Genomic DNA, 17,508 nt, shown 5'->3' on the forward strand with positions numbered 1-17,508 from the left:
ACCGTATACGGGCAATGAGGTACTGTTCAAGCGTGCCCAAGAACGCGCTCGACAACCCGCTGGTGCTGCCGATCCTCGGCTTGCTCGTGGAGCAGCCGCGCCACGCGTACGCGGTGTTCAGCGAGGTCCGCAGCCGTTACGGCTACCTCGAAGTGCGCAACGCGACCGTTTACACGCTGCTGGACCGGCTCACGGCCGAGGGGTGGGTCGCAGCCACGGGCGGGACCGAGCGCGACGTGCTGGCGGTGACCGACGACGGCGTGGCCGCGCTGGCCGAGCGCGTGCGCAAGCAGCTCGGCGCGGATCTGACCGGTGGGCCGCCGTTCGTGACGGCGTTGGCGTACCTCGGGATTCTGCCGCCGCCAGAAGCACAAGCCGTGCTGCGCGAGCGGATCGAGCTCGTGCGGGAGGAGATCGCAGGACTCGAAACCGCCACGCGCGAAGCGGCCACGCTCGAGGTCCACATGATCGAGGCGCACTACCTGCTCTCGCGGCTGCACCACGACGTCGAGTGGCTCGAACGCACGGCGGACCGCATCGGTAAGGGCGAGCTCGCTTGGCCTCAGTGACCGCCGCCCGTCAACGCGATCGTGCGGTCGGTGTGCGCGGCCAGCAGTGGATCGTGGCTGGCGACGAGGACGGCGGCGCCCGCGTCGGCGGCGGTGCGCAGGCGGGCGAGGACGACCTCGGCGTGGGTGCGGTCCTGGTGTGACGTCGGTTCGTCGGCCAGGACGAGCGTGGGTGCGGTGGCCAGGGCGCGGCCGACGGCGGCGCGTTGTTGTTCCCCACGGCTGATTTCGGTGGGGAGGCGGTCGGCGAACTTGGCGAGGTCGAGGGTTTCCAGCAGCTTGGCGAGGTCGGCGTTGCCGCCGGTTCGGGCGGCGAAGGCGAGGTTGTCGGCGACGGTGAGTTCGTCGAACAAGCCGATGGACTGCGGCACGAAACCCAGGTGCTGCCACGGCGTTCGCGCCATGGGGACATCCGGCAACGACGACCCCGGCGTGACGCTGCCGGTGTCCGGGGTCTCCCAGCCGCCGGCGATCATCAGCAGCGTGCTTTTGCCGGAACCCGAAGGGCCGGTCAACGCGACGAGCTCGCCGGGGTGCAGCTCGAAGCTGATCGGGCGCAGCACTTGGGTGCGGCGGTAGCTTTTCGAGACGTCGGTGAGGATGAGCACGGTCATCGGATACGTCCGTCCACGAGTTCGATCACGTCGTCGGCCACGGTGACCAGTTCGGGGTCGTGGGTGGCGACCACCACGGCGTGCCCGAGGGTCGCCAGCCGGCGAACGGCGTCGCCGACCAGGTGGGCCGAAGCGCGGTCGAGCTGGGCCGTCGGCTCGTCGGCGAGCAGCGCGGCGGGATCGCCGGCAGCGGCGAGGGCGAGGGCGACGCGTTGCTGTTCGCCGCCGGAGAGGCCGCTGGGTTTGCTCTCGCCGCGGTGCCCGAGGCCGAGGGTGGTGAGCAGTTCGCTCGACGGGGTGCCGGCGCTGCGCAGGCGGGTGGCGAGTTCGAGGTGTTCGTCGACGGTGAGGTAACCGAGCAGGTTGTCGACGGGGTTCTGGAAAACGTAGCCGAGGCGCCGGCGCCGGAGTCCGCGCCGGCCCCGGGCGGACAGGGCGGTGGCGTCGATGCCATCGATCTCGACGCGGCCGCGCACGGGACGTTCGAGACAGGCGAGGATCCGCAGCAACGTGGACTTGCCGGAGCCGGACGGTCCGACGAGCGCGGTGACCCGGCCGCGGGCGGCGGACACGGAAACCTCCTGCAGGGCAACGACGTCGTGGGTCGCGGTCCGGTAGGTCTGGTGCACGTCTTCGCACCAGAGGGCGTCAGTTCGTGTCACGTAGCACCTCCGACGGGCGGGCACGCGAGACGGCGCGCTGGGCGGCGAGGGTGGCGAACACGGCGGCCAGCAGGGTCGCCGCGGCGAGGCGGGCGGTGAGCGACCACGGAGTGGCGATCAGGGTGCCGGGTGCGGCAGCGGGGTCGAGATCGTAACCGGCGCTGGTGATGACGACGGCGATCGCGGCGAAGCCGAGGCCGGCGACGAAGCCGGTGGCGAGCAGGCCGCCGACCTCGTAGAGCAGGGCGCGCCAGTGTGCGCGGGGTCCGATGTCCATGCGCCGCAACAACAAGTACGCGCTGCGCCGCGCTCGTGCCCGCGAATTCAAGTACAGTAACAGCCCCACGAGCACGATCGCGCCGGCCAGCACGGACACCGCGGTGAGGAACAGGAACGTGTAGGTGATGGCCGCGTAGACGCCGTTCGCGGTCACGTCCTGGGCCTGGCTCAGCGTGCCGACGGGGACGTGGCCGGCCGACAGCGCGGGGACGATCCGCGCCGGGTCGCCGCGCAGCCACAGCTCGGGGTGCAGGTTCTCGCCGGCCAGCCGGGTGAGCACGTCGCGGCGGACGAACATCAACGGGAACCCGGCGCTCTTCCCGGGCAGCTGCGTGACGCTGGTGACGGAGAACTCGACGGTGTGGCCGTTGATCTCCACCTGCGTCCGCCCGGACGTGCCGGGGATCCCGGCCAGCACGCCGGCGGGTGCGCCGGGTGCGCTCAGCCCGGCGATCAGGTCCTCGAGGGTCGGGCCGGGCAGGAGGTTGTCCCAGAAGGCGGTGCTGGTGAACGTCGCCGGGTCGACGCCGAGGACGTTGACAGTGGTGTGCCCGACCGTGCCGGAGTCGTAGCGCTCGACGAAACTCGACGCGAACCCGGGTGGCGCCTGCGCGGGCCCGGTCAGGTCGACGACCACGTCGGTGCCGACCACGAGCTGGCCCTCGGCGTGCAGCGTGCGCTCGACCGAGCCGGTGACCGTGGTCGCGTACACCGACAGCGCGATCGGGATCGCCGTCGCGCCGACCAGCACGGCCGCGGCAGCCGGCGCGGACGCGAGCCGCCGCCAGGACAAGAAGGCGACCGCGCGCGACGGTGACACCGGGCGCAGGCGTACCACGGAGAACCGCACGATGCGCGCGGCCAGCAGCGCCAAGCCGATCACCAGCAGCAGCGGCACCACGATCAGCCGTGGCGGGATCCGCGCGACGGTCCCCGCCGCACCCACACCCGCTTCCGGATCGCCACCGAGCACGAAATAACAGACAACCGCGGCGCCGAGCGGCAGCAGTTCCCACGGCCAGCTGCGGCGGCTCGTGGTGCGCGCGTCGAACAACGCGGTGATCCGGCGTCGGCTGGAAACGGCGATCGCCCCCAGCGTCACCAGCAGGGCGGCGGCGGCGCCGAGCACGGACCCGACCAGTGCGCCGGGCGTGACGAGCGGGCTCGGCCCCAGCGCCGCCACCAGGTAGCGCGCGAGCAACCAGCCCGCGGCGCTGCCGAACACCACAATCGTGCCGACCTCCAGCACCGCTTTGCCCACCAACGCGAGCGGTCCTACCCCACGCGACGACAACACCGCAAGCTCGGCGCGGCGCCGGTCCGCCCAGAACGAGCCCGCCGCCGCGGCGATCACCAGCCCGGCCAGCGCGCCCACCGCGCCCATCGGCACGACGGTGGTGGCCAGCTGAGTGGTGACCTGGTCGGCGCGGACCACCATGCCGCCCAGTGAAGACGTGTACTCCGTGCTGCCGAAACGGTGGAACGCCTGCCCGAGCGGGTCGCCGGGGTTCTCGGTGCGGGCCCGGACGTGCTCCAGCGCGGCCACCACGGGCGGCGCGCTCGCCGTGGTCGTCCCCGTGGTGTCGACGGAGCTCTCCACCAGGTTCTGCACGCCGGAGTTCTGGGTGGCGATGTGGAAGAAATCGTCCGGCGACACGAGCGCCACCGGGTAGGTGCCGGCGTTGGAGAGCGGGCTCCCGCGGTAGAGGCCGACGAGGCTGCACCAGTACTGCTGGTCCGGCAGCGAACGCAGGTCGCGGTAGATCCCGGCGACGCGCATCGTCGACGTACTGCCGCCTTCCGGCGCGGTGGCTTTGCCGGCGGGCTTGAGATCGTTGCGGGACCCGCCGCGGACGGTCACGAGGTCGCCGGCGTGGAGGTTCTTGAGCGCCGCGAACTGGTCCGGCAGCCAGATGCCCGGCCCGGTCCCGCGCTGGACGACCTGGATGTGGCTCTGGAAGCCGGTACGCGAGATGAGGTTGACGACCGTCTGCTCCGGGTGCGCGGGCGGGCCCGTCGCCGTTTCCACCGACGCGCCGGAGACCACGGTCGACACCGGCGCCGAAGCCCGCGGCACCTCGGCGGTGGCCTGACCGGCCAGCTTCGCGCGCGTGTCGTAGAGGGTCTTCCCGACCTGCTCGGCCACGGCGGGGTCGCGCTGCTGCATCGGCAGGCCGCCCTGCCACTGCGCGCCGACCGCCCACTCACACGCCAGCGACGTCTGCTGCTGAAGCGTTGCGTTGCCCGCCGCCGAAAGGAACAACGCGACCGCGGTGGCCGGCAGCGCCACCAGAATCGCGGCCGCCGCGACGGCGATCACCACCGCCGGATTGCGCCACCCCGTCCGCACGGCCCGCGACCACGGCGTGGGCAACCCCCTCCTCGGCATGCCGAGGAGTTTCACACAAGCGTTTGCCCGTCAGGGCGCGCTGAGATCGTTTCGAAACGGCACGCTGGCCAACTGCACCCGCGCGACGACGGGCTGTGGCGGAATCCCGCTCAGCGGGGCGGTTCGGGGTGCGCGTGCCCGTCCGGCGCGCAGTGCGAGCACACGCCGGTGAGGATCGGCGCACTCGTGCTTTCGGCCGTGCCGACGGAGTCGAGGCGGCCGCAGTTCGTGCACAGCAGGTGGCCGTGTTCGGGCCCGGTCAGCTCGTAGCGCTGAGCGACACCGACGGTGTCGAAGCGGCGGACGAGCCCGGCGGACACACCCGTGGCGAGGACGTCGTGGATCACCCGGGTGGAGGCGAAGCGGAGGCGGTCTCGGACGTGGGGGAGCAGCTCGGCGACGGTGGTGTGCGGCTGCTCGGCGAGGGTTTCGAGCACGACCTGGCGGGCGGTGGTCACGCGCAGGCCGGCGCGGCGCAGGCGGGCGCCGGCGTCGATCTGGCCGGGCGACGGCTGGGGGAGCGTGGGAGTCGTGGGCACAAGACCTTTCTAGTGCCTAGAGTTGATGGAGTCAATTGTCAGATGGAGTCAAGTGTGGGTTACGCAGGGGCGTAAGCGCAGGTGGGCAGGGGTTCGGCGGGTCACCTGTGAGCTTCTCCACGCCAGAGTTGATGCAGTCCATTCTGGGGTACGCTGCCCGCATGGATGCGTTCGGGGTGCGGTTGCGCCGGGTAGGGCTGCGCAACACGCCGCAGCGGCGGGCGGTGCTGGCCGCGGTCGAGCGCCACCCGCACTCGACGGCGGCCGAACTCGCCGTGGACCTCGAGGCCGACGGCGGGCTCTCCCGGCAGGGTTTGTACAACGTGCTCGAAGACCTGGTCTCGGCCGATCTGCTGCGTTCGCTGGAACCCGCGGGCTCGCCCGCGCGCTTCGAGCCGCAGCGGCACGACAACCACCACCACCTCGTGTGCCGCGGCTGCGGCGCGATCCAGGACGTACCGTGCGCCGTCGGCGCCCCGCCGTGCCTCGACCCGGTCTCCGCGCCCGGCTTCCGCGTCGAATCGGCCGAAGTGACGTGGTGGGGCGTATGCGACGCGTGCGCTTCCGCTGCTGAGTGACTCCCGTCCACAATGGACTGACGGCCGCCGGGCCTTCGGTGGTGTCACGTTACGTGCGGTCAGTTTCTCGCCACTCCGTGCGGCATCACGTTTTCCGGGTTTCCATCCGCGGGAAGCTCAACTTCTGCCGGGAGCAAGCTGAATGCTGCGCGGAGGCCACGAAGTTCAACAGTCGGCGCCGGCTCTAGTCGTCCGGCTGCGCCCGCAGGTGGCGGCGCAGCGTCTCGTCACTGCCCAGGCCACTGCGCCGCGCCGCCGCGGCCACGGTCTCGCCGCTCATCACCAGCGCGATCGCCGCTTCCCGGCGCACCGCGGCGACGTAGGTGGCAGGCGTCTGGCCCGTGCCTGCCTTGAACAGCCGTGAGAGGTGGCGGGTGCTGAGGCCGGCGCGCTGCGCCATGCTCGTGAGGCAGTGGTCGCCGGCCGGGTCGGCGGCGACCTCGTCGCAGAGCGCGCGGACGATGTCGCGGCGCGGGCGCGGGGTGCGGGCGGGCACGGACAGCTGCGGCTGCGCCCCGCGGCGGCGCATGAAGACCACCAGCTCGCGCGCGATCTCGTGGGCCAGGATGTCGCCGGCGTCCTCCTCGACCAGTGCGAGCGCGAGGTCGATGCCGGAGCTGACGCCGGCGGAGGTGAGCACGTGGCCGTCCCGGACGTAGATCGCCTCGGGGTCGACCTCGACGGCGGGGTAGCGCTCCTGCAGCGTGTCGGCGTGGCGCCAGTGCGTGGTGGCGCGGCGGCCGTCGAGCATGCCCGCGGCACCGAGCGCGAAGGCGCCCGCGCACACCGACGTCACGCGCCGGGCTCCGCGCGCGAGGTGCCGGATCGAGGTGAGCAGCTCGGCGTTCGCCCCCGGTTTCACGAGGCACTCGCCGCCGGGCACGACCAGCGTGTCGACGCCGGTCAGGTCGGCCGCGGCCTGGTCGACGCCCAGGCGCAAGCCGCTCGACGTGGTGATGTCGCGCCCGTCCGGGGAGCACATCGTGACGACGTAGCCGGTGCCGAGCTCGGCGGCGACGTCGAACACCTCGAGCGGCCCGGTCACGTCGAGCAGCCGGACGCCGTCGAAAACCAGGACGGCGATCGGGACATCCGGTCTCGACAGGCCCACCCGGGGAATCTACGACGGCCCCCGGCCACGGGAAAGGGCCGGATGTGTGGGCTGCGTGTCCGCACCCGGTCGGTTACCCGGTGTTAGCTTTTCCTCGGTCGACGCGAAGGCGGTGCCCAGGATGAAGCTGCAACACGGTCTCGGCGGTCTCGAAGGGCTCGAGGGTTACCCGTTGGACTACGAGAAGCGCGTGTTCGTCGAAGACTGGGAGAAGCGCATCTTCGGCATCCACGCGGCGATGATGGGCCTGAGCGCCTCCTTGCGCGGCTCCGTCGCCGGCTACGACCTCGACGCGGTGCCCACCACGTTCCGCACCACGTGGACGTGGGCCCACCTGCGCTCGGGCGCGGAGGCGATGCACCCGTTCGAGTACTTCAAGTTCCGCTACTACGAGAAGTGGCTGGGCGGCATCAGCGCGTACCTCGTCGAGCAGGGTTACCTGACACAGGAGGAGCTGGACGCCGCCACGGAGCGCTTCCGCGAGCAGCCGCAGTCGCAGCTGCCCGAACGCGACGCCGAAGCCGTCGACGAGCAGGTGCTCGACTACCTGCGTCGCGGCGACACACCGAGGCGCGGCCCGGCCACGCCGGCGTTCGCGGTGGGCGACGAGGTCGTGGTGCGCAACCCGCCGGCCACGGAGCACACGCGGCTGCCCGGGTACCTGCGCGGGCACCGCGGCCGGGTGGAGCGCGTGTTCGAGGGCAACTACTCGTACTTCGTCTCGACCGGCGGCGACGGGCTCGGGGAGCCGATGTCGGTGTACATCGTGCGGTTCGAGCCCGAGGAGTTGTGGGGCGAGGAAACCGAACGCGCGGCCGGCCCGCTGTACGCCGAGCTGTACGAGACCTACTTGTCCGCCGGATCGACGAGGGACGGAAACCGATGAGCGAGCTGTTCGCCTACCCCGACGACCGCGAGGAGGCGAGCGCCGCGCAAGTCAAGGCGCTCGAGGCGCTCCTGATCGAGAAGGGCGTGATCACCGGGTCCACTGTGGACAAGGTGCTCGGCTACTTCGAGTCGGAGATGACGCCGCTCAACGGCAAGAAGATCGTGGCCCGCGCGTGGGTCGACCCGGAGTTCGCGCGGCTGCTGGCCACGGACACCCCGAAGGCGATCGCGCAGCTGGATCTGCCCGAGGGCATGGCCGGCGCCGAGGGCGAGCACATCGCGGCCGTGGTCAACGAGCCCGGCGTGCACAACCTGGTGATCTGCTCGCTGTGCTCGTGCTTCCCGTGGCCGGTGCTGGGGCTGCCGCCGTACTGGTACAAGGACCCGGTGTTCCGTTCCCGCGCGGCGCGCGAGCCGCGGGTGGTGCTGGCCGAGCTGGGTGTGGAGCTCGACGACGACACCGAGGTGCGCGTGTGGGATTCGAGCGGGCACTCGCGGTGGTTCGTGGTGCCCGCGCGCCCCTCGGGCACGGAGGGCTGGAGCGAGGAACAGCTCGCCGAGCTCGTGACGACGGAGTCGATGATCGGCGTGGCCCTCGCGGGCCCGGCGGCGTGAGGAGGCGGGCGTGGCGATCGACATCAGCACGCTGAACTACGACGAGACCGGGCACGTGAAGTTCCACTCGTCCTGCTCCACGGACCTCGAGCAGCCCGTGTTCGACGCGGAGTGGCAGCGGCGCGCGTTCGGCCTGGCGGTGGCGTTGTCGGAGTTCGGCCACTACGCGTGGGAGGACTTCCAGCGCGAGCTGATCGCGGCCATCGGCTCGTGGCAGTCCGCACCCGATGACGAAAAGGGCCGCTGGGAGTACTACCAGCACTGGGTGACGGCGCTCGACACCGTCGTCCGGCGCCACGGCCTGCTCGAAGAGGGGTACGTCAACCCCGAGGACCGCGACTGAGGGTGAGCGCGTTCACCTAGACTTCCTCCTCACCGGGCGAGCGGCTCGCCGGGGCGACGCGGAGGAGGCGGCAGGGTTGGTCAGCCGGGCCGAGAAGAACGAATCGAACCCCGACCTGGGCGTCCTCGCCGGGCGGCTGCTGTTCGCCGTGCAGCACGAGCTCTTCACGTCGCTCGCCGCCCAGGGCTTCTCCGACCTCCACCCGCGCCACGGCGCCGTGCTCGCCTACCTGGACACCGAGGGTGTCCGGGCAACCGAGCTTTCGCGTCTTTCGGGGCAGCACAAACAGGTGATCGGGACGATGATCGACGAGCTGGAGGCCCTTGGGTACGTCGAGCGCCGCCCGGACCCCGCCGACCGCCGCGCGAAGTTGGTCTGCCCGACGGAGCGCGGGCTGGCCGAGATGCGCGCGGCGGGCCGGATCATGACGGCTTTGCAAGAGCGGCATGCGCGCCGGTTGGGGCGTGAGGTCTATACGCAGTTCAAGGCGGTGCTGCTCGATGTGGTGGAGCATCAGCGAAAACGCACGGTGTGACGCGGTCAGAGCGCCAGCGGAAGTCGTAGGTGTATTCGCCCACATTTTCGTTGGCTTCTCTGAAGGCGTCGGTCATCAACCGGGTGAGGAGCTGCTCGGGTTTTCGTGGGGGTGCGTTTCCCGGCACCGCGCGATGCGGGCCTCGGGGTCGGGGAAGCGTCGTCGGGCACCTTTGCGGAGGCTCGCTTCGGTGGTGTCGAACGCGAAGGGAATCGAGTAGAGGTTGGCTTCTTCGGCGGTTGGTGCCGGCGAGGAGGCCGACGTCGCCGCGGATGCCGTCGGCGGGTTGGCGCGTCAGGAATCGCCGTCGAGGACGGGTTTGAAGGGGCTGCTGCTGAGCGAGGGGTCGAGGAAGTCGTGCTCCGGCTCGAGGTGCTCGGTCAGATCGAGGATGCGCTCGTCACTGAGGTCCGCCGGCGCGGCGGCCGTGGCGGGCCGGCCGAGGGCTTCCCTGAAGGCTCGCGTCGTGACCGCGGCGCGTTCGGGCGGGTAGCAGCACAGGGCGTGACCGCTCTGGCTGATGCCGCGACGGCACAGGTCCGTCAGCGTGGTCATCAGCGCCAGCACGAGCATGGCGCCGGCGGACTGCCCGCCGACGGTGACGTTCCCCGAATCCCCGCCGAAGTTCGCGATGTTCTCGTTGATCCACCCGAGAGCGGCCAGCACGTCGAGCAGCCCGCGATTGGCGGGCGCGTCGGGCAGATCGAGCCAGCCGATCGCGCCGAGCCGGTAGTTCACGGTCACCAGCACGATCCCGTCGCGGGGAAAGGCCGCACCGGCGTACACGGGCGCGTGGCCGGTCCCGGTGGCGAAGCCCCCGCCGTGCAGGAAAACGAGCACGGGCAGGTTCCTCGTACCGTGATCCGGCGTGGAGACGGTGAGGTTGAGGTAGTCGCCTCGTGCCGTGGTCTTCCCGAGAACCGGCGACAGATCAGCCCGCCCGAACGGCCGCATCCGCTGCGGCGCGGTGGCCCTCGCCGCACCCCTGACGCCGTCCCACCTGGGCAGCGGCCCCGGCGCGGCAAACCGCCGCGCCCCGACCGGCGTCGGCGCGTACGGAATCCCGGCGAACGTGACCCCGTGCGCGCCCCGGCGGCCGAGCACCTTGCCCGAACTGGTGCGCACGCTGGTCACCGGATCCACCGGGTGGCCTCAGCGCAGCGCGTCCTGCAGGGCCGCCAAGCCCACCGGTCCCACCGCGAGCGCGTCGTGGTGCCATTGCCGTAGCGAGAAGTCCGGGCGGGAACCCGCCTCCGAGCGCGCCGCGAGCCAAGAGCGTTCCCCCAGCTTGTACGCGATCGCCTGGCCCGGCCAGCCGAGGTAACGCACCACCTCGGGGTGGACGCGGTGCTCGGACGCCAGCCCGCGTTCGTGGAGCACGCGGCAGGCCGTGTCGAAGTCCCAGCGCGAACCGTCGGGCAGCGGCAGATCCAGGTGCGCGCCGATGTCGATGACGACGCGGGCGGCGCGCATGGCGGAGCCCGCGAGCATGCCGAGGCGGGTGCCGGGCTGGGTGTACCAGCCGAGTTCGTCGGCGAGGCGCTCGGCGTAGAGGGCCCAGCCCTCGGCGTGACCGCTGACGGAGTGCACGCGCGCGAAGCGGCTGACGCGGTCGGCGGCGAGCTTCGCGGTGCCGATCTGCAGGTGGTGGCCCGGCACGCCCTCGTGGAACACCGTGGTCAGCTCCGACCACACGGCGAAGCGCGAACGTCCGCCGAGCGGCCACCACGTGCGGCCCGGGCGGGAGCCGTCTTCGCTGGGGCCGGTGTAGTACGGCGCGCCCGACGCCGAACCGTGAGCGAGGGTCACGTCGATCGCGCGCAGCGGTTCCGGGATGTCGAAGTGGGCGGCGGCACCGGCCATCGCGCGGTCGTGGGCGGCGCGCAGCCAGTCCACATAGGCCGGTTCACCGTCCACAAAGTACTGCTCGTCGAGCAGGGCCAAGGCCTGGGCGACCGAAGCGCCCGGACGCACCTGGGCCGCCTCTGCCGCCAGTTCCTGCTCGATGCGCTCCAGCTCGGCCCAGCCCCACTCGTACGCCTCGGCCAGGTCGATGTCGGCGCCCAGGCTCAGGCGCGCGCCGGCCGCGTAGCGTTCGGCGCCGACGCCCTCGACCGAGGTCGCGCGCGGTGCGTAGTCCTCGCGCAGGAAGCGGGCCAGCTCGGCGTAGCCGCGGTGGGCGGCGTCGGCGGCGGAGCGCAGGTCGGTGCCGAGCGGGCCGTCGCCGTACGCCTCGACCAGGGATTCGTGCACGCCGGCGAACCGGTCGGCCTGCGACGCCGTCTCCAGTGCTTGCCGGCGCGCGGCGACGAGGCCGCGGTCGAGCCCCGCACGCAGGGATGTCTGCCAGGCCGCCAGCATCGTCTCCACGCCGGCGAGGCGCACGCCGATCACGTGCCAGTCGTCGTCTCCGGTGCGCGGGAGCATGTCCACGGTGTCGCGCAAGGAAGTCAGCACGCCGAACTGTGCCTTCACCGTCCGCAGCGGCTCGCCGAGGTCGTGCCACGCGAGCTGAGCCTCGAGCCGTTCCTTCAGGTGCGCGCCCGCGATGCGGTCCTCGCCCGACTCGGGCGTGAGCGTGGCCAGGGTCGCGAGCGTGCGGCGAGCTTGGTCGGCGCGAGCTTCGAAACCGTCGGGCGAGAAGTCGGTGAGCGTAGCGGGGTCGGGGGTGGTGATCCCGCGCATCGTCGCGGCCACGGGGTCCAGGGCGGCTTCTGCGGTCACGTGCTCGTCGGAGAGCTGGAAGATCGGCGTCACGCGGCTCACGCTATACCCGCTCCGCGAAGCCGGCGTGCACTTCGGGAAGTCACACTGCTTGGCGAGAACACCGGTGACCACTAGGATCCCGCCATGCGCTCCGTGGTGATCCTCGCCTTGGAAAGGGTCGTGCCGTTCGACCTGGCCACGCCCATCGAGGTGTTCACTCGCACGCGCCTGCCCGACGGCCGGGCCGCCTACCAGGTGCGCGTGTGCGGTCCGGCCGAGGAAATCGACGCCGGTGCCTTCACGATCCGGCCGCGGCACGGCCTCGAAGCGCTCGCCGAAGCGGACACGATCATCGTCCCCGGCCGCGACGAGCTCGAAGAGGTGCCTGCCGACGTCGTCGATGCCCTGCGTGCAGCCGCGGCGAAGGGCACGCGCATCGCGTCCATCTGCTCCGGCGCGTTCATCCTCGCCGCCACCGGCTTGCTCGACGGGCAGCGCGCCACCACGCACTGGGTCGCCGCGCCGCAGCTCGCCGCCCGCTATCCGGCGATCGAGGTCGACGCGGACGTGCTCTACGTCGACAACGGCACCATCCTCACCTCGGCCGGCGCCGCCGCGGGCCTCGACCTCTGCCTGCACCTCATCCGCCGCGACCACGGCTCCGCGGTCGCCGCCGACGCCGCCCGCCTGTCCGTGATGCCGCTCGAACGCGAGGGCGGCCAGGCGCAGTTCATCGTCCACGACCAGCCGCCCACCCCACGCGGCTCGGTGCTCGAACCGGTGCTGCGCTGGCTCGACGAGAACTGCGCGAAAGACCTCACGCTCGACGACATCGCCGCCCACGCCGGCATGAGCAGCCGCACGCTCAACCGCCGCTTCCGCGAACAGACCGGCACCAGCCCGCTGCAGTGGCTGCTGCGCGCCCGCATCCGCCAGGCGCAGCACCTGCTGGAAGCCACCGACCACGGCGTCGACCGCATTGCCGGTCAGGTCGGCTTCGGCTCGCCGACGTCGTTCCGCGACCGCTTCAAACGCATCGTGGGCACCAGCCCGCAGGCCTACCGCGGCAGTTTCCAGCGGCGCTGAGCGCCGCCCTTGAACACGGGAAACCGGCCGGACGCGACGGCAACCGCCGCGCCCGGCCGGGGGATCAGTGCAGCAGCCCGGTCAGCTCGGAGAGGTCACCGAGGGCCGCCAGGCCGTAGGTCAGCTCCGTGATCCGGTCGGCCGACTCCGCGGAGACCACGCGCGTGGCGTTCAGGCGGAACTTCGTGGCCAGCTCCTCGGCGGACAGCGGGTTGTCCGGCCCGCCGCGGTTGACGTCCACCCGCTCTTCCACCTCGGTCCCGTCGGTGAGACGCGCGCGCAACACCGCGGGGAACTGGTGCGGGAAGATCTCGTCGCACCGTGAGTCCGGCACGCACGTCACCTTCGCCGCCAATGCGAGCCGCTCGGGGTCCGCCGCCGCGGAGTCGGTGAAGTCCTCGTGGAACACGCCCAGCCCGCCGCCGCCGAGGAAGCCCGCCGCGACCGTGTACGGGCCCGAGAACGCCGCGTGGTAACCCGACTTCGGGTGGATCTTGTCCTCGCGGGGCTCGCCGATGGTGCGCAGCACGGCCGTCGGCGCGCCGAGTTCGAGACTGGCAATCGAGGCCGGATCCACGCCGCGAGCCCGCAGGCGGCGCGCGGCGTCGATGCCCGCGTGCGTGAAGTGGTTGCAGGGATACGGTTTGAAGAAGATCCCCGGCAGCTCCCAGTCGGTGCCGAGCCCGTTGACGATCTCGTCGACGTGGGCCTGGTCCCCGCAGAACGCCTGCAGGAAGCCGAACCGGCCCTCCAACACCGTCGGCGGACCCGTGATTCCGTGGCGCGCCATGCCGGCCGCGGTCACCGCCGCGTGCGCGGCCCAGCCGCAGTGCACGCGCTTCACCGTGCCGCCGGTGCGGTTGGCCTCGAGCAGGCCGGAGCCCATGCTGGCCGCGATGCCGATGGCGTCGGCGATCCCGGCTTCGTCCACATCGGACAGCATCGCCGCGGCCGCCGCCGCGCCGAGGGCGCCGCAGATCGCCGTGGCGTGCAGGCCGTGCTCGAAGAACACGGAGTTGCCGAGCTCCTCGTCGTACCCCGCCATGCCGAGCCGTACCGTGATCTCGACGCCCACACCGATCGCGTCGAGCAGCTGCGCGCCCGTGGCACCGCGGGATTCCGCGACGGCGAGCGCTGCCGGCACGACCGAAGCCGACGGGTGCAGCACCGAAGGCAGGTGCGTGTCGTCGAAGTCGAGCGAGTGCGCGAGGGTGCCGTTGAGCAGGGCCGCGCTCGGGTCGGGCAGCTTCTCGCCGAGCCCGATGGCCGTGGCCCGGCCGGACCCACCCCACTCCCGCACCAGCGCGCCGACCGCCTGAGCCGGCCGCTCGCCCGTAGCCGCCAGGCTGTTGCCCAGCACATCGAGCACCCGCCGGGCGGCGTCGTCCCGCAGCTCCGACGGCAACCCCTTGGCGCGCACCGAAGCCGCGAACTCCGCGACGTGCTGCACGACGGTTTTCGTGATGGTCTGGGTCATGCCGTCACCGCCGCGAGCGGGCGCACGGGGGAGCCGGTGCCGCCGACGATCCGCAGCGGCGCCAGCACGAACACGAACTCCGACAGGCCTTCCTCGGCCACCGCTTCGAGGTTCAGGTGCTCCATGATGAAGATCCCGGACTGCACCAGGAGAATCCGGTGCACCGGCAGCACCGCGTGCCCGGCGCCGGCCGGGATCTGCTCGTACGCCGTGGTGTCCGAGCCAGTCGCGGCGATCTGGCGCTCGGCCAGCCACTGGGCGGCTGACGTCGCGGCGCCCGGAACGCCGGTCTCCTTGCCCATGTATGCGGTCGCGTCGCCGAAGTTGCGGGCCCACCCGGTGCGGATCAGCGCGACGTCACCGGGACCGGGCTCGGTGCCCGCGCGCTTCGCGGCGGCTTGGAGGTCCTCGGCGGTGACGCCGTAACCCGGCTCCAGCGTGGGAACGCCGTGCACCGCGGCGACGTCGAGCAGGACCGCGCGGCGCAGCAGGCCGGGCAGGTTCTCGGCGCCGTGCGTGCGGAACACCCCGCCCTGCTGAGCTTCGGCCGCGTCGACGCCGCCGTGCAGCTCACCGTCGTGGCTGACGTGCGAGAGCGCGTCGATGTGGGTGCCGACGTGACCGCCGGTCACGATGATCTCGTTGGCGGCCGATCCGCCGTCCGGGCGGCGCATGTCGCCGTGGCGGCGGATCAGGGTCATCCGGAACCCGGGATGGTTCGGCGAGCAGGGCATGCCGGTGAAGAACGGCTGACCGAGCTCGATCAGCCGGACCCCGCCGGAAACCGCCGCCAGCAACGGATCCTGGGTACGTGTCATGAGTGCGTGCCTTCCTCACTGTGCCGTTCGTTACCAATCCGACCACAGTCACGGCCGAATGCCTTACTTAGCAACGGTTACGTCGTTCTCCGGGGTCGGCCTGCTTTTGGCCGGATCAGTAACATGCTTTTCTCCCGACTCCGCATTCGTGGCCAGCGTGAGCACCCACTGGGCGCGGGCCACGATCGCGGCGTCGACGAACTGTCCGTGGTGGTCGATCCAGGCGGCTTCGCCCGACTCGGCGAGCCGGCCGACGAGCTCACGAGCCCACGCCGTTTCCGCCGGATCGGGAGCGCACACCTCGTGCACCACGGGAATCTGGGACGGGTGGATCACCGACCGGCCGAAGAATCCGGCGCGGCGCCCCGCTTCGGTGCTCGTGCGCAACCCGTCGAGGTCGCGCACGGCGGTCCACACGCTCTGCACCGGGCTCGGCAGCCCGGCCGCGCGCGCGGCCACGACAACCCTCGACCTCGGCCACACCAGCGCGTCTCCACCGGCCACGCGCAGGTCGGCGGCGAGATCCGCTTCACCGAGGGAAATTCCGGCGACGAGCGGGTGCGCGGTGGCTAGCGCGAGCGCGTTTTCCACGCCCAGCGCCGATTCGAGGATCGGGTACAACGCCACCCCGAGCGTGTCGGCGACGCGGCGCAGCTCGTCCGGGTCCTCGGCCTTGGGCACGCGCACCCCGGCCGGTTTGACGTCCGAAGCCGCCAGCGCGGCCAGGTCCGCCTCGCCCGCGGAAGACGCGGGAGCGTTGATCCGCACGAAAACCCGGGCGCCTTCGGCCAGCGTCTTCACCACAGTGCGGCGTGCCTCGTCCTTGGCGGCCACCGCGACGGCGTCCTCTAGGTCCACGACGACGGCGTCGGCCGGGCCCGCGAGGGCCTTGGCGATCCGGTCGGGCCGGTCGCCGGGCACGTAGAGCCAGCTACGCACCACTGTCACTTGATCACGCCTTTTTCGCGCAAGGAAGCCAGCTCCGGCTCGCCGAAGCCGTAGCGGCCGAGGATCTCGGCGGTGTGCGCGCTGAGCGGCGCGCCCGCCGAGGTGATCCCGCCGGGCGTCTCCGACAGCCGGAACAGCACGTTCTGCATCTTCACCGGGCCGAGCTCGACGTCGTCGACGGTCGTGATGCTGCCGAGCGCCGCGAACTGCGGGTCGGTCATCACGTCGGCGGCGGTGTAGATCGGCGCGACGGCGGCCTGCGCCTCTTCGAACGCCTTCACCACGTCGTCGCGGTCGCGCTCGGAGATCCACGACCCCACGGCGTCGTCGAGCTCGTCGGCGTGCTTCGCGCGTTCCGCACCGCTGGCGAACCACGGCTCGTCGATGAGCTCCGGGCGCCCGACCAGGCGCATCACGCGTTCGGCGATCGACTGGGCGCTCGTGGAGATGGCGACCCAGCTGCCGTCGCGGGTGCGGTAGGTGTTGCGCGGCGCGTTGTTCGTGGAGCGGTTGCCGGTGCGCGGCTGCAGCGTGCCGAGCTGGTCGTAGGCGATGATCTGCGGCCCGAGCAGCGTCAGGATCGGCTCGATGATCGCCAGGTCCACGACCTGGCCGCGCCCGGTCTGCTCGCGTGCCCGCAGCGCCGTCATCACGGCGAACGCGGTGGTCAGCGCGGCGATGCCGTCGGCGAGGCCGAACGGCGGCAGCGTGGGCGGGCCGTCGGGCTCGCCGGTGATGGCGGCGAACCCGCTCATCGCCTCGGCGAGCGTGCCGAAGCCGGGGCGCTTCGCGTACGGTCCGATCTGCCCGAAACCGGTCACGCGCGTGAGAACCAGGCCGGGGTTGATCTCGCGCAGCTCGTCGTAGCCGAGGCCCCAGCGCTCCAGCGTCCCCGGGCGGAAGTTCTCCACGACCACGTCGGCGTCGGCCACGAGCTTGCGGAATATCTCCTGGCCCTCGGGGGAGCCGAGGTAGAGCGTGATGGCCTTCTTGCCGCGGCCGAGCATCTTCCACCACAGGCCGACCCCGTCGCGCTGCGCGCCGTGGCTGCGGACCGGGTCGCCGTTCGGGTGCTCGATCTTGATCACCTCGGCGCCGTAGTCGCCCAGCAGCGTCGCGGCCAGCGGACCGGCGAACAGGGTCGCGGTGTCGAGTACCCGGATCCCGGACAAAGCGCCCGTCATGGGGCCTACCTGCCTTTCTCGTCCGGCGACCCGAGGCTCGTGCTCATCGTTTCGCCGGGAGGAACAACTGTGAACGCGATGTTTCCTGCCCTTGTCTCGGGCTGGTCACCAAATTCGCACTGATCACGGCGTTCCGTCAAGTTATGCGCAGATATTGACCTGACGTG

General features: G+C 71.7%; 18 protein-coding genes. 7 read left to right on the plus strand and 11 right to left on the minus strand.

Features of this window, described 5'->3' with window-relative positions; all coding sequences use genetic code 11:
- The first annotated feature begins 32 nt into the window (after positions 1-32).
- Entirely contained in the window at positions 33-569 is a 537-nt protein-coding gene (locus tag AB0383_RS27295) for a helix-turn-helix transcriptional regulator (RefSeq protein ID WP_364181145.1), read from the plus strand.
- Here AB0383_RS27295 and AB0383_RS27300 read toward each other — a convergent pair.
- From AB0383_RS27300 to AB0383_RS27315, 4 genes are all read right to left on the minus strand, one after another.
- Positions 563-1,183, minus strand: coding sequence for an ABC transporter ATP-binding protein (locus tag AB0383_RS27300; protein ID WP_366188881.1), 621 nt, complete (start codon positions 1,181-1,183; stop codon positions 563-565). The two genes, AB0383_RS27295 and AB0383_RS27300, sit on opposite strands and share 7 nt — an antisense overlap.
- The gene (locus AB0383_RS27305) at positions 1,180-1,845 is read right to left on the minus strand and encodes an ATP-binding cassette domain-containing protein (RefSeq protein WP_364181139.1); all 666 of its coding nucleotides are present in this window, start codon (positions 1,843-1,845) and stop codon (positions 1,180-1,182) included. The genes AB0383_RS27300 and AB0383_RS27305 overlap by 4 nt, the downstream gene beginning before the upstream one ends.
- Positions 1,832-4,513, minus strand: a complete 2,682-nt coding sequence (locus AB0383_RS27310) for an ABC transporter permease (RefSeq protein WP_364181136.1) — start codon at positions 4,511-4,513, stop codon at positions 1,832-1,834. Before AB0383_RS27310 ends, AB0383_RS27305 begins: the two co-directional genes overlap by 14 nt.
- 110 nt (positions 4,514-4,623) lie before the next feature.
- The gene (locus AB0383_RS27315; RefSeq protein WP_364181133.1) at positions 4,624-5,052 is read right to left on the minus strand and encodes a transcriptional repressor; all 429 of its coding nucleotides are present in this window, start codon (positions 5,050-5,052) and stop codon (positions 4,624-4,626) included.
- A gap of 161 nt (positions 5,053-5,213) precedes the next feature.
- Here AB0383_RS27315 and AB0383_RS27320 point away from each other — a divergent pair, with 161 nt between their 5' ends.
- On the plus strand, positions 5,214-5,630 hold the full coding sequence (locus tag AB0383_RS27320) for a transcriptional repressor (RefSeq protein ID WP_366188882.1): 417 nt from the start codon (positions 5,214-5,216) through the stop codon (positions 5,628-5,630).
- Positions 5,631-5,814: 184 nt separating this feature from the next.
- Here the strand turns inward: AB0383_RS27320 and AB0383_RS27325 are convergent, their stop codons facing one another.
- Positions 5,815-6,741 (minus strand): DJ-1/PfpI family protein, encoded by a 927-nt coding sequence (locus AB0383_RS27325; RefSeq protein WP_364181127.1) that lies wholly within the window; start codon positions 6,739-6,741, stop codon positions 5,815-5,817.
- Between the two features lie 121 nt (positions 6,742-6,862).
- On the opposite strand from AB0383_RS27325, the gene nthB reads away from it, so the two are divergent.
- The 4 genes from nthB to AB0383_RS27345 all read left to right on the plus strand — a co-directional run bounded on the left by nthB (position 6,863) and on the right by AB0383_RS27345 (position 9,122).
- Positions 6,863-7,627 (plus strand): nitrile hydratase subunit beta, encoded by a 765-nt coding sequence (gene nthB / locus AB0383_RS27330; RefSeq protein WP_364181124.1) that lies wholly within the window; start codon positions 6,863-6,865, stop codon positions 7,625-7,627.
- Positions 7,624-8,244 carry a nitrile hydratase subunit alpha gene (gene nthA, locus AB0383_RS27335; RefSeq protein WP_220243428.1) on the plus strand — a complete coding sequence of 207 codons (621 nt, stop codon included), beginning with the start codon at positions 7,624-7,626 and terminating at the stop codon, positions 8,242-8,244. The genes nthB and nthA overlap by 4 nt, the downstream gene beginning before the upstream one ends.
- A gap of 10 nt (positions 8,245-8,254) precedes the next feature.
- Positions 8,255-8,587, plus strand: a complete 333-nt coding sequence (locus tag AB0383_RS27340) for a nitrile hydratase accessory protein (protein ID WP_364181121.1) — start codon at positions 8,255-8,257, stop codon at positions 8,585-8,587.
- A gap of 76 nt (positions 8,588-8,663) precedes the next feature.
- Positions 8,664-9,122, plus strand: a complete 459-nt coding sequence (locus tag AB0383_RS27345) for a helix-turn-helix domain-containing protein (protein ID WP_364181119.1) — start codon at positions 8,664-8,666, stop codon at positions 9,120-9,122.
- Between the two features lie 294 nt (positions 9,123-9,416).
- On the opposite strand, the gene AB0383_RS27350 is transcribed toward AB0383_RS27345, so the two are convergent.
- Together AB0383_RS27350 and AB0383_RS27355 are read right to left on the minus strand one after the other, a co-directional pair.
- Positions 9,417-10,256, minus strand: a complete 840-nt coding sequence (locus tag AB0383_RS27350; RefSeq protein WP_366188883.1) for a carboxylesterase family protein — start codon at positions 10,254-10,256, stop codon at positions 9,417-9,419.
- Positions 10,257-10,274: 18 nt separating this feature from the next.
- On the minus strand, positions 10,275-11,879 hold the full coding sequence (locus tag AB0383_RS27355) for a DUF885 domain-containing protein (protein ID WP_364181113.1): 1,605 nt from the start codon (positions 11,877-11,879) through the stop codon (positions 10,275-10,277).
- 93 nt (positions 11,880-11,972) lie between these two features.
- Here AB0383_RS27355 and AB0383_RS27360 point away from each other — a divergent pair, with 93 nt between their 5' ends.
- Positions 11,973-12,914, plus strand: coding sequence for a helix-turn-helix domain-containing protein (locus tag AB0383_RS27360; protein ID WP_366188884.1), 942 nt, complete (start codon positions 11,973-11,975; stop codon positions 12,912-12,914).
- Between the two features lie 64 nt (positions 12,915-12,978).
- Here the strand turns inward: AB0383_RS27360 and AB0383_RS27365 are convergent, their stop codons facing one another.
- The 4 genes from AB0383_RS27365 to AB0383_RS27380 form a co-directional block, all read right to left on the minus strand.
- Positions 12,979-14,391, minus strand: coding sequence for an MmgE/PrpD family protein (locus tag AB0383_RS27365; RefSeq protein WP_366188885.1), 1,413 nt, complete (start codon positions 14,389-14,391; stop codon positions 12,979-12,981).
- Positions 14,388-15,209: a cyclase family protein gene (locus AB0383_RS27370; protein WP_366188886.1), complete on the minus strand. Its 822-nt coding sequence runs from the start codon at positions 15,207-15,209 to the stop codon at positions 14,388-14,390. The genes AB0383_RS27365 and AB0383_RS27370 overlap by 4 nt, the downstream gene beginning before the upstream one ends.
- A 63-nt stretch (positions 15,210-15,272) precedes the next feature.
- Positions 15,273-16,157, minus strand: coding sequence for a CoA ester lyase (locus tag AB0383_RS27375; protein WP_366188887.1), 885 nt, complete (start codon positions 16,155-16,157; stop codon positions 15,273-15,275).
- Positions 16,154-17,341 (minus strand): CoA transferase, encoded by a 1,188-nt coding sequence (locus AB0383_RS27380; RefSeq protein ID WP_366188888.1) that lies wholly within the window; start codon positions 17,339-17,341, stop codon positions 16,154-16,156. Before AB0383_RS27380 ends, AB0383_RS27375 begins: the two co-directional genes overlap by 4 nt.
- Positions 17,342-17,508 lie beyond the last annotated feature (167 nt).

The sequence above is a fragment of the Amycolatopsis sp. NPDC051373 genome (assembly GCF_040689465.1).
Lineage (GTDB): Bacteria > Actinomycetota > Actinomycetes > Mycobacteriales > Pseudonocardiaceae > Amycolatopsis.